The following is an 11,980-nucleotide window of genomic DNA, read 5'->3' as shown; positions in this document are numbered from 1 at the left end:
TTAAAAAAGAAATTATAATGAAAACAACACGAATAAACTCTTTTAACGTTATTGGAATCAAAGTAAGAACCACTAATGAAAATATGCAGTCAACCATTGATATTCCTGCGCTTTGGGAACAATTTATGTCAGAAAATGTCCAAGAAAAAATTCCTAATAAAGAAACAAATGATGTCTATGTAATTTATACAAATTACGAAAGTGATTATACTGAGGCCTATGACATGATCATTGGATGCAAATCATATTCTTTAGATGAAGTTCCAGAAAATATGGTTGCTATAGAAATTCCTGAAAAGTTATATGAAGAGTTTAAAGCGGAGGGAAAATTGAATGACAATATTGTTTATAATAAATGGGTTGAGATTTGGAATACAGATTTGAATAGAGATTATAAAATAGATTTTGAAGTATATCCAGAAAATGTTACACCATCAGAAACTACAGAAGTACCTATTTACATTTCAATAAAATAAGTATTATAATTACCCAGTTTTTACTGGGTTTTTTATCGTAAATCCTTAAACTTGGTTCTACCTAATACAAAATGTTGCCAAACAACTGAAGTGTGAATACTGTAATTCGACTTTCGTTGAATTTGTCTTCTTTTTTTGATGAATTTTCTTAGATTTTTATAAAAACTTAAGTGAGCTTTTAAAACAGACCAAGTATGAACGGGTCTTAATTCAAAGGCAAATTTTAATCCAGCAATACCATCTAAAATTAATCGGATAAAAATTACCTGATATACATTCTTTCTCGGTACGTTTTTTAGAATTGTAAAAAGACTATTTCTAAAGTTTAAAAATGTTTTATTAGGGTTTGATTCTTGCAAAGTAGCACCACCAACGTGATAAACTGTTGAAGTTCCTACATATTTAACGTTAAAACCTTCATTTTGTGCTCTCCAACATAAATCAATTTCTTCTTGATGTGCGAAATAATGTTCGTCAAAACCTCCAAGTTTGTGAAACACGCTACTTCTTATAAAAAAGCAAGCTCCTGAAGCCCAAAAAATTTCTGCAACATCGTTGAATTGATGATGATCTTCTTCTAAATAATTGAAAACTCTTCCTCTGCAATATGGATAGCCAAAGTAATCTACAAACCCTCCACCAGCTCCGGCGTATTCAAACTTTTCTTTGTTTTTATAATCTAAAAGTTTAGGTTGAATAATAGCTGTGTTTTCTTCTTGTGTAAAAACATCAATTACAGGTGAAAGCCAATTTTGAGTAACTTCAATGTCTGAATTGATTAGACAATAAATATCTGCATCAATATATTGTAAAGCATCGTTATATCCTTTAGCATATCCGCCATTATCTTTGTTTATAACAATTTTTACCGAAGGGAAATTCGCTTTTACAAAAGCAATTGAATCATCGGTGGAAGCGTTGTCAGCGACATAAACGTCTGTATCTCCTTCATTATGTTTAACAATCGAAGGTAGAAACTGCTCTAGTAATTGCTTACCATTCCAATTTAATATGACTACTGCTGTTTTCAAGTTGGCAAACTTACACTATTAATCTGATTTTAAAATGTAAAGAAGTATTAAAATTTATACTCTGGAAGTTCTGGAAGAAAAATGTATGTTTCATTTTGCGCATCTAGTTTACAATAGTAGTGTTCTAAGCCATTTGTCACTACCAAATAATTCGCGTTTAATTTTAAATTATAACGAGCAATTTGATCAAAAGTATCCTGTGTTATTTTAACTTTTGGTGCCTTACATTCTACTATAATATCTGGTGTTCCTGAAGAAGAGAATATGAGAATATCACTTCGTTTTTTTAAATTATTTACGGTAAATTGTTTTTCGACTGCAATTAACGATATCGGATATTTTTTTTCTTTCAGTAAAAAATGAATGTAATGTTGACGTACCCATTCTTCTGGAGTTAAAACAATATACTTTTTTCGAATTTCATCAAAAATTAGATAGTGTTTTTCGCTATTTTTGATTTTTAAAGGATATGAGGGTAAATTCAGTTTTTCCATCAGTCAAAAGTAACAATCTTTTAAATACGCTTCTTAAAAATTAATGAACGACGTTAAGCTAATTGTTGACGATATAAAACAAGGTAAATTAAAACCAATTTATTTCTTAATGGGCGAAGAGCCTTATTATATAGATAAGATCTCAGATTTTATTCAAGAAACCGTACTAGATGAATCTGAAAAAGGATTTAATCAAATTGTCATGTATAGTAGAGATGTTTCTGTTGATGAGATTGTTTCTTCAGCAAAACGATTTCCAATGATGGCTGAACATCAAGTTATAATTGTAAAAGAAGCACAGGATTTAACTCGTACTATTGATAAATTAGAAGTATATGCAACAAACCCTCAACCTTCAACGATTTTAGTTTTTAATTATAAGTATAAAAAGCTAGATAAACGTAAAAAGGTATATAAAGCAATAGCGAAGAACGGATTGATTTTCGAGAGTAAAAAGCTATACGAAAATCAAGTTGGTGATTGGATTACCAAAGTTTTAAGAGGAAAAAAATATTCCATAGAACCGAAGGCAAGTCAAATGCTAGTTGAGTTTTTAGGTACTGATTTAAGTAAAATCAGTAATGAACTGGATAAGTTAACTTCTGTTTTGAAAGAAGGAACGATCATTTCACCAAATCATATTGAAGAGAATATTGGAATTTCAAAAGACTTCAACAACTTTGAGTTAAGAAAAGCTGTTGGAAATAAAGATGTGGTAAAGGCAAATAGAATTATTAATTACTTCAGTCAAAATCCTAAAAATAATCCTTTAGTAATGACAATTTCTTTGTTGAATAGTTTCTTTACACAATTATTAATGTATCATGGTTTGAAAGATAAATCGAAGGCTTCTGTAGCTCGTACGTTAGGTATAAATCCATATTTTGTTGATGATTACGTGAGTGCAGCTCGTAATTATCCTATGAGAAAAGTTTCTCAGGTGATTGGTTTTTTAAGAGATGCTGATGTTAGAAGCAAAGGAGTAGGAGCCAATCAATCACAAGCAGATATTTTAAAGGAATTAATATTTAAGATTTTACATTAATTAAAGAATTTATTTCTGTTATTTTCTTTTTAAAAAGTATTAAATATGAATTAAAAAATTTCTTAAAACGTGATAAAAATTAGACTTTTGGTTATGCCTAAACTGAATGTTTCTAAAAGTATTACTGTTAGTATTTCTCAACAAGATGCTGTAGTTTTATGACAGGTTTTTATAAATGAAAAATAGGTTTTGTCCTATAATTTGTAAGTTATAAGCCTATGTAAATGCGATTATTTGTCAATAAAATTAGTTTAGGTTTAGATTAATAAAATTCCTGATTTTAGTAAAAATCTAGAAAAATGTTTTAATCATTTAGATCCTTTAAAGTCTGATGAATAAAATTATGTTAGAGATGCAGGAGCTAACTGGTCAAATGGTTTGAGTAAATCAAAGCTAAAATGGGTACAATCTGTTTGCAGTCGTTGAGAAATATAATTGAAGACTAAAGAAAGGTCTCATTTAATGAAAAAGATTGCGAACAATCAATAAAAAACAAATCATTTACTGATTAAAACTAATAGTAAGGCAATTATAGCCGGTAAACCTTGAATGAAAAAGATTTTTTTACTGGCAGAGATTGCTCCATAAATTCCAGCGATAGCGACACAACTTAAAAAGAAAACACTCACATTTGTTTTCCATTCAATATTTTCAATAAAGAAAGTCCAAATTAAACCAGCTGCAAGAAATCCATTATATAAGCCTTGGTTTGCTGCTAGTATCTTAGTTTTCGGAAATAATTCAGCAGGGAAATGTTTAAAAACTTTACGTCCTCGTGTTTCCCAAGCAAACATTTCAAACCATAAAATGTATAAGTGAAAAATTGCGATTATAGTGATAAGAACGGTAATTAGTATCTCCATGAGTTCATTAGTTTAGGCTAAAAATAAAAAAACTCGCAATAAAGCGAGTTTTCAATATGAGTTTATGTCAGATTATGGAGTTTTATCAACAACCAAGCGGTTTTTTCTGTTCGCAACTTCCCAAGCTGTATGGAATACCAAGCGAGTTCTGTTCTCTAATAAATTATAATTAATTCTGTCAGGAGTATCAGTTGGGCGGTGATAATCTGCGTGTGTTCCGTTGAAATAGAAAATAACAGGAATATTATGTTTAGCAAAGTTGTAATGATCAGATCTATAATAAAAACGATTCGGATCATTTTCATCATTGTATTTGTAATCTAAATCGATGTTCATGTATTTTTTATTTACATTTTCAGATAACTCATGTAATTCAGAACTTAATTTATCTGATCCAATTAAATATACATAATTTGGTTTTCCTTTATGACGATCATCAATTCTACCAATCATATCAATATTTAAATCAGTAACAGTGTTTTCTAAAGGAAAAATTGGATTCTCAGTGTAATATTTAGATCCTAATAATCCTTTTTCTTCACCTGTTACGTGTAAAAATAATATCGAACGTTTTGGTCCGTGTCCATTATCGGCTGCTTTCTTAAAAGCCTGAGCAATTTCTAATACAGCAACAGTACCTGATCCATCATCGTCCGCACCATTACAAACTTCTTCATCCATAAAACCAATATGGTCTAAATGTGCAGAAATTACGACAATTTCGTCTGGTTTTTCTGTTCCTTTTATAAATGCCAATACATTTTCAGAATCTTTTAATTTCATTCCCATTCTTCTTTTCTTAAAGAAAGAAGCAGGAACTTTTTGAAAGTAATTATCTCCTCCCATAGGAGATGCAATTCCTTCATTTACGTAAAAATCTTTTAAATATTTTACTGCTTTTTTTTGTCCAGGTTCCCCTGTATTTCGTCCTTCAAATTCATCTGAAGCATAAACGAAAAGATGATTTCCTAAATCTTTAGCAGTGATCGTTTCCGCATAATAAGCTGGATCGTTTGTAGCTTTTTTCTTGTTCTTTTTAGTTGCTTTTTGACCAAAAGCACAACCAATTACTGTGAACATCAGTGACGTGTAGATTATTTTTTTCATAAAATAGGGCTTAAAGTGCGAAGATAATTAATGTTATCCTAATAAACTGCTAAATAAAAGTTTCCATAGCTAGTTTTTATCAATGATAAATTGTTGTAAATCTTTATTGAAAGAAATAAGTTCTTTTGGAAATAATGAAGAAAACGCATTTTTATCCATAAGTTCTTGTGAATTACCACTGTGTACTTTTTCATTTGTAATAAGAACAAAAGAATTAGCGAGTTTTAATGCTAAATTTACCTCATGAGTTGAGATGATAATAGTTTTCTTTGTTGATTTTACGAGTTCTTTTAATAAAGAAAATATTTTATAGGTATGATGAATATCTAAATGAGCAGTTGGTTCATCAAGAATTATCACTTCTGTGTCTTGTGCTAATGCTCGAGCGATTAAAACACGTTGCAATTGACCATCACTTAATTTATAAAAAGGTCTATTTTTTAAATGAGCAACGTTTGTTAATTCCAATGCATTAAGAACTTTTCTAATATCTTCTTTAGAAAGTTTATCTAGCCAGTTTGTATATGGTTGCCTTCCTAGAGCTACAATTTCAAAAACAGTTAATTGGCTTTCGGGCAAACGTTCAGTTAAGACAACGCTCATCATTTTAGCCAGTTCGTGTTGAGAATAGGCTTCAAGATTTTTTTGATTAATCTCAATATTACCAGAAAGTTTATCTTGGACTTTACTTAAGGTTCTTAGTAGTGTCGATTTTCCTGAACCATTTTTACCAAGTAAAGCAATGAATTCCCCTTTTGTAATATTTAAATCAATTGAATCTAAAAGAACTTTTTTAGATTTTTTAGAAGAATATCCGATAGATAATTTTTCAGTTTTTAAAATGATATGTGATGAATCCTTATGAATGTTTGCTAAATTTTTAAACGTATATCTTCTTTTTTCTAACTAATAACCAGATTACAACCGGTGCACCAAATAAAGACGTTATTGCGTTTATTGGTAAGGTAAATTCACTATGTGGTAGTTGCGCAATACTATCGCAAATTAATAAAATGATTCCACCTAGTAATGAAACTGAAGGAATTAATATTTTATGATTGGAAGTTTTAAAAATCAATTTTGTTATGTGGGGAACGGCTAAACCAATAAAAGCTATTGGGCCGCAGAAAGCAGTGATAACTCCAGTTAATAAACTGGTGACAATTAGAATAATATTTCTGCTTTTTTTAGTGTTAATTCCTAGGCTTTTTGCATAGTTTTCACCAAGTAAAAAACTATTTAATGGTTTTATAGAAAAGAATATACCAACAGCAGAAATTACAAATACACCGAAGAATATTAGAATTTCATTCCATGTCAAGTTTCCTAAACTTCCAAATCCCCAGAATACAAATTGTTTTATTTGTTCTGCCTCACTGAAATAAGAAAGAATACTGATTAAAGCAGAAGCTAAAGATCCAAACATTAATCCTATAATTAAGATAGACATTGTATTTCTTACTTTGTTAGCAGCAATTATAACTGCTAATAAAACAAGAAATGCTCCTACACTTGATGCAAAAGGCAAACCCCAATTTAAAAAAGCAGAGAAACTAAAAATACCACCTAGTAAACCTGTACCGAGAAGAAAAATTGCAACACCTAAACTTGCTCCAGAAGAAATTCCCAAAACAAAAGGTCCTGCTAATGGATTTCTAAATAGTGTTTGCATTAACAAACCACTAACTGAAAGTCCCGATCCAACTAAAATTGCTGTAATTGTTTTTGGTAATCTGTAGTTTATAATAATAGTTTCCCAACTAGATTTTGAAGGTGTTTGACCAAATAAAGTTTTAAATATTTCTGGTATAGGAATATCAACAGAACCAATACTAATATTAAATAATCCCATTGAAATCAAAGTGATTCCTAGAAATATAAAATGTCTAGTATAGCTGTTTTGCTTTTCCATTTTTACCAGTTTAATGGTATAGTTCGATTAGTAGTTTTTTAAAAAATCGATTAACTTTTCGATTGCCAAGCCTCTATGGCTGATTTTATTTTTTTCCACAGAACTCATTTGAGCAAAAGAATTTTCATAACCTTCTGGTTGAAAAATAGGGTCGTAACCAAATCCTTTTTCGCCTCTTCTTTTAGTTAAAATTTGGCCTTTACAAATTCCATCAAATAAAAATTGTTTATCATCTAGATTGAGGCAAATAGAGGTTCTAAATTGTGCTTCTCTGTTGCTAGTTTCCTTTAAATTATCAAGTAGTTTTTGCATGTTGTTTTCAGCATTTGCTGGTTCACCTGCATAACGTGCCGAGTACACTCCGGGTTCTCCATTTAGTGCTTTAACTTCTAAACCAGTATCGTCAGCAAAACAATTGTATTGATAATTTTTAGTTATATGATTTGCTTTTATTTTAGCGTTTCCTTCTAATGAGGTAGCAGTTTCTTCAATATCTTCAAAACAACCAATATCTTTTAAGGACAATAACTCTATTGATTTAGGAAGCATTTCTTGTACTTCTTTCAATTTATTTAGGTTGTTTGTAGCAAATACGAGTTTCATAATAATAGTAAAGCAACAAATGTAGTGTATTGTTTGATAAAACAAAAAGATGTACCGAAGTACATCTTTTCTCACGTCAAATATTAAGAACTTTATAAAAGTTACTTAAATACTAAATTACCAACATCAATTACATCTTCCTCTTTATCTAACTTTACAATAGCAGTTTTCTTTTCTTCATTTTTCTTTCCATAATTAGTGAACATGTTAATTCTTAAAATTGTTGGGCCCGAGATTTTTTGAATATTATCTGCAAAGTAATCGATCATGATTTTATAATTCCCCTTGATAGCTTTCTTCAGAATGAATTCTTCTGGACCATAACCTTGTGTCATATCATTTGACATTCTTCCACCAATTTTGGTCTCTTGATTTTTGTAATAAGCTTTTTCATTGTTCGGATCTAATACCCATAAATCAATATCAGTATCATTATGATTCCAGTCAACTACAATTCTAACATCAAGCGGTAACGGATTGAAAAATTTCTTTTGATGTTCTTCCAATTTTAATTTATTTCCATGTTTGTTTACCAATCTTGTTAATTCTACAAAAGCAATAGATTCTATACCATTAAAGCGTTCACCAATATCTTTAATTAGTAGCTCTCCGTTATAAATTTTATATAGTAAATCAAAACTCTTTTGGTATTCTCCGGCCATTTTGTAAGCCAGCGCTATATCTCTATATGACTGTGGTTCTTCCGGTCTTAATTCTAAAACTTTTTCATACATTTTTTTAGCTAAATCATATTGCTTAAAATATTCCAATTTATAAGCGAGTACTTTAATTAACTCGTAGTTGTCTAAATCAATTTCAATTAAGTTTGTTAAAACTCTAATAGCTAATTTTTTTGATCCTTGACGATCGAAAAAGTCAGCAATATCAACGAAAAACATCGGGCTATTAGAATACGTATCTCTTATTTTTAGATATTTTTCATACGCTTTTGTAATTGTTTTTTCCTTGTTTAAAATATCTAAATATGGAGAATTTGAATCCCAAGCTTTGAGTTCTATTTTTTCTTTAATTAGCTTTTCTAGTTGTTCAATTTCCTTTTGATTTGTATCAATTCCTTTTTTTGAAGTAATTATTACAATACCATTATTTCCTCTACTGCCGTATAATTTTGTTGCATCTGCTGATTTTAGAACTTGAATATTGTGAATTTCAGAACTATTTAATTTTTGGGTTGGATTATGATTAACTACTTCGCCATCTAAAATGTATAAGGGTTGACTGTTAGAAATACTACTTATACCTTTTATTGTAATTGGACTTTTATTAGAATCAGTATTCTGGAGAGTAACACCCTCAACTTCACCAATTAGGTTTTGAGCCACTGATGCACTTGTTACACTTCTTCGAGTAGTTGTACCGTATCCAACAACTACAACTTCTTCAAGTAGGTTATCACCTTCCAGTTGCGTATTGATATTATTAGATGCACCAACTGTTTTTTCCTGAGTTTTTAATCCCACAAAAGAGTAAATAAGAACATCACCAGATTTTGCATTGATCGTATATCTGCCATCAAAGTCAGTTTCTGTTCCTTGTGTAGTTCCTTTTACTAAAACGCTAACACCAGGCAGTGGCCCATTTTCATCACTTATTGTACCTGAAATAACTCTTTGAGAATAATCAATATTTGAGTTAGTCGTGTTTTCACTTATGGTGGTTTGTGTATTCGAATTCGTGTTTTGAGAATTTGTTGTGTTATTATCTGTAGAGGTTCTTGTATTTCTTCTTTCAGTATTTATTTGTCTATCTAGAATTCTATTAGTTACTTCCTCACCTGTATTTTTATGATTTTTCTTTTTGTAAGTAAAACGAGTATTATACCATTCGATAATATCTTCATATTCTTCAAAAATTTCTTCTTTTCTATCTAAGATATTTTGGTTTTCAGCTTTTTCATTTCGTAATCGTTCAGCTAAAAGTTCTTTGTATTCAGACCTTAATTCCTTTGGAGGGTCAATTTTATAACGTACATAATCCTCAATTCTATCTAAGATTAACATAGAAGTGTAGTCTGTAATTAAATGATATTGTTTTGCTAAAGCAATGATTTGTTCTTTATTATTTTCTTTCTGAATGTTAAGATGATTCAATTTTTCCTTTGCCCATAATCGTTTTGTTTGCTTAGATATTTTTGTGTTTTTTAAATCTACTTGAACAGTTTTGGTAACTTTTCCTTGAAATCCGAATAGCAAATCAATTTTAGTAGCTGTATTGAATCTTCCAGTAATTATAAAGTCATTAGAAATGTTAACTGGTCCTTTAGGATATACTTCATTAATTTGATCATTAGCCTTATATCCTAAAAATTGTAATCTTTCTTGTTTCAACAAATCCAAAGCTTTTGAGTCTGGAGTTTTTCTAAGATTAATATAAATACCTCCATTTTTAGTAGCCATATTGTTCAATGAGAAATGATTGGCAGATGTTAAAGAATTAATCGTATAAATTGTTTTTTGCTTCAGTTTATTAATAGAACCTAAATTTGCCAATCCGTCTGAAAATAATAGTACTTCTTTAGCTGTTAATTTCACTTCTTCCAGTGCTTTTATATTTGTTCCCCCGTCATATGTAAGTGACGATATTACATTTTCTAGCTTTTCAGAATTTCCATCTTGAATTTTAAATAGCTCTTTTTTTTCAACTGAACTATTAAAAGTGATTAGTTCTACTTCTACTTCATTTAAGTACTTTATGTAATTTTTTAAAAGAAGGAGTTCAGTAGCTATGTTTTTATGTTGCATTGAGTACGATACATCCCAAATAACACTAATTCTTTTTGGTTTCTTTTTTGTCCTAATTTCACTTTTTAAAGCAAGATTGCTGTAGAAGTAATCGCTATAAGAAAATGTGTTGTTAGTGTTGTTTTTTCCAGATAAACTTAATTTCACAGGGTTTTTAGGTTTGAAATTTCGTTGATTTGTTGAAATATTTGTGGTGCCGTCAATTACATTAATATTAAATTTTGAAATGGATTTACATGTAATATTAGGAGTGAAATTACTATCTGTTATTAAGAAATCAAGTGAAAAGTTATTTATTCTATTTGTAATACCTAAAGGCAATTCATAAATTAAATTATTATCTGAATAAGAGAGTTTTTCTTCGTAGGTTAAAACAACTCTTTTATGACTTTTTGGAAAAATTGGGTAAACTCTTGCTTTATAATTATTTCCTGCTGTTTTTTCTAAAAGTACAGGATCAATATTTTGTCTTACAGTTGTTTCATAAGCAACACGAGCTAATTCTTTTTCAACAATTACAGCTTCTCGAAGTGAACCATTTAAGTCCATGGCAAGTTTATAAACCGATTGTCCTTGTCCAAGTGGAAATGCTAACTCACCTTCTAATGTTCGATTATGACTATTATAAAAAGTCATATCGTATGTAGTAATAGCAGAATTACCAGTGATATTTACGTTTATTTTTAAATCAGATAGTTTTAAATCTTTATCATCTTCAATAGTGATTTTAGGAACATTTTGAGAAAATGCACTAAAAGTCAAAGACAAAAGAATTAGGAGTAGTGTTTTATTCATAACAAATGTTTTTAAGTTTGATGTAAAACTCAAGATTTATTACAAAATATAAAACGACTAATGAGTGAGTTACTCTTTTTGTTGAGTTAAAACTAAATCCGAATATAGTGAAGGTTAAAACTTATTTCAATTCAGCTAACGATTTTAGTTCAACTCCTAACTGTGTAAGCATAGTAGCAATACTACTAATCTTCAAATCTTTTTCGTCATATTCTTGAGTGTTAATACTACAAGTAAACTCCCAAAGTTCAATAACTTCTGATACAGGAACGTTGTAAGATGCATAATTCTTATTATCAGGTACAAGTAATAAAGAATTGCTTTCCTCTATTTCGTTATACACACGTTTGTAGGTCATACCATCGTTTTTGGTTACAATAATGTACGATGTACCATTTCTTACATCAAGAATATCTTCCACAAAACTAGCAACTACGTAAGAACCATCTTTCATTGGATGCATAGAATCTCCTTTAATAGGAAAAGCTCTGTGTTTTCCCGTAGGTAAAAAAGGAAGTTTTATTTTTTGTAATTGCTCAATATATTCTGGATCATCATAACCTAATAAATATCCAGCAGAAGCTTCTGTAGGAACAACTTCAATCATATTATCATTAGTGCTATCTACAGCTATTGGAAATAAGACACGTTGATTTCCAATTTCAATAAAAGAGGTATCGGTAGCATAAGTTAAATCATTTTTAACCAAGATATCAATAGGTAAATTGAAGTAGCTAGAAAAATTTATTAATGCTTCTATAGGAGGCTCAGAACGACCTTCTTCATAAGAAGAAACTCTTGATCTTGTAATTAATAAATCTTCAGCAAATTGCTCTTGAGTTAATCTTTTTAACTTACGTAAGTGACGGATATTTTTTGCGATATTTTTCAT

11 protein-coding genes are annotated in these 11,980 nt (G+C 29.7%); 2 read left to right on the top strand and 9 right to left on the bottom strand.

What is annotated here, in order from left to right:
• Positions 1-17 precede the first annotated feature (17 nt).
• Positions 18-476 (top strand): GyrI-like domain-containing protein, encoded by a 459-nt coding sequence (locus BTO06_RS10685; RefSeq protein ID WP_100925297.1) that lies wholly within the window; start codon positions 18-20, stop codon positions 474-476.
• A gap of 32 nt (positions 477-508) precedes the next feature.
• Here the strand turns inward: BTO06_RS10685 and BTO06_RS10680 are convergent, their stop codons facing one another.
• Together BTO06_RS10680 and BTO06_RS10675 are read right to left on the bottom strand one after the other, a co-directional pair.
• The gene (locus BTO06_RS10680) at positions 509-1,507 is read right to left on the bottom strand and encodes a glycosyltransferase family 2 protein (protein ID WP_100925296.1); all 999 of its coding nucleotides are present in this window, start codon (positions 1,505-1,507) and stop codon (positions 509-511) included.
• A 47-nt stretch (positions 1,508-1,554) separates the two neighbouring features.
• The gene (locus tag BTO06_RS10675) at positions 1,555-2,001 is read right to left on the bottom strand and encodes a type I restriction enzyme HsdR N-terminal domain-containing protein (protein ID WP_100925295.1); all 447 of its coding nucleotides are present in this window, start codon (positions 1,999-2,001) and stop codon (positions 1,555-1,557) included.
• 43 nt (positions 2,002-2,044) lie between these two features.
• Here BTO06_RS10675 and holA point away from each other — a divergent pair, with 43 nt between their 5' ends.
• Entirely contained in the window at positions 2,045-3,046 is a 1,002-nt protein-coding gene (gene holA, locus BTO06_RS10670; RefSeq protein WP_100925294.1) for a DNA polymerase III subunit delta, read from the top strand.
• A 497-nt stretch (positions 3,047-3,543) separates the two neighbouring features.
• On the opposite strand, the gene BTO06_RS10665 is transcribed toward holA, so the two are convergent.
• From BTO06_RS10665 to BTO06_RS10635, 7 genes are all read right to left on the bottom strand, one after another.
• On the bottom strand, positions 3,544-3,909 hold the full coding sequence (locus BTO06_RS10665) for a DUF1304 domain-containing protein (RefSeq protein WP_100925293.1): 366 nt from the start codon (positions 3,907-3,909) through the stop codon (positions 3,544-3,546).
• A gap of 72 nt (positions 3,910-3,981) precedes the next feature.
• On the bottom strand, positions 3,982-5,016 hold the full coding sequence (locus BTO06_RS10660) for a M28 family metallopeptidase (protein ID WP_100925292.1): 1,035 nt from the start codon (positions 5,014-5,016) through the stop codon (positions 3,982-3,984).
• Between the two features lie 69 nt (positions 5,017-5,085).
• Positions 5,086-5,760: an ABC transporter ATP-binding protein gene (locus tag BTO06_RS10655; protein WP_443081491.1), complete on the bottom strand. Its 675-nt coding sequence runs from the start codon at positions 5,758-5,760 to the stop codon at positions 5,086-5,088.
• Positions 5,761-5,896: 136 nt separating this feature from the next.
• Entirely contained in the window at positions 5,897-6,928 is a 1,032-nt protein-coding gene (locus BTO06_RS10650) for a FecCD family ABC transporter permease (protein ID WP_100925290.1), read from the bottom strand.
• 27 nt (positions 6,929-6,955) lie between these two features.
• Positions 6,956-7,531, bottom strand: a complete 576-nt coding sequence (locus tag BTO06_RS10645; protein WP_100925289.1) for a non-canonical purine NTP diphosphatase — start codon at positions 7,529-7,531, stop codon at positions 6,956-6,958.
• Positions 7,532-7,632: 101 nt separating this feature from the next.
• A complete protein-coding gene (locus tag BTO06_RS10640) occupies positions 7,633-11,088 on the bottom strand; it encodes a VIT domain-containing protein (protein WP_157811812.1) in 3,456 nt (1,151 codons plus the stop codon).
• Between the two features lie 121 nt (positions 11,089-11,209).
• A complete protein-coding gene (locus tag BTO06_RS10635; RefSeq protein WP_100925287.1) occupies positions 11,210-11,980 on the bottom strand; it encodes an XRE family transcriptional regulator in 771 nt (256 codons plus the stop codon).

The sequence above is a fragment of the Tenacibaculum sp. SZ-18 genome (assembly GCF_002813915.1).
In the GTDB taxonomy this organism is placed as follows: Bacteria; Bacteroidota; Bacteroidia; order Flavobacteriales; family Flavobacteriaceae; genus Polaribacter.
The sequence above is the reverse complement of the archived record's forward strand: the minus strand, read 5'-3'. Positions and strand labels throughout refer to the sequence as shown.

Coding starts and splice junctions, on each gene's coding strand:
- BTO06_RS10645 (WP_100925289.1), bottom strand. CDS start 7,531: ATGAAACTCGTATTTGCTACAAACAACCTAAATAAATTGAAAGAAGTA.
- BTO06_RS10665 (WP_100925293.1), bottom strand. CDS start 3,909: ATGGAGATACTAATTACCGTTCTTATCACTATAATCGCAATTTTTCAC.
- BTO06_RS10660 (WP_100925292.1), bottom strand. CDS start 5,016: ATGAAAAAAATAATCTACACGTCACTGATGTTCACAGTAATTGGTTGT.
- BTO06_RS10635 (WP_100925287.1), bottom strand. CDS start 11,980: ATGAAAAATATCGCAAAAAATATCCGTCACTTACGTAAGTTAAAAAGA.
- BTO06_RS10685 (WP_100925297.1), top strand. CDS start 18: ATGAAAACAACACGAATAAACTCTTTTAACGTTATTGGAATCAAAGTA.
- BTO06_RS10675 (WP_100925295.1), bottom strand. CDS start 2,001: ATGGAAAAACTGAATTTACCCTCATATCCTTTAAAAATCAAAAATAGC.
- BTO06_RS10640 (WP_157811812.1), bottom strand. CDS start 11,088: ATGAATAAAACACTACTCCTAATTCTTTTGTCTTTGACTTTTAGTGCA.
- BTO06_RS10650 (WP_100925290.1), bottom strand. CDS start 6,928: ATGGAAAAGCAAAACAGCTATACTAGACATTTTATATTTCTAGGAATC.
- holA (WP_100925294.1), top strand. CDS start 2,045: ATGAACGACGTTAAGCTAATTGTTGACGATATAAAACAAGGTAAATTA.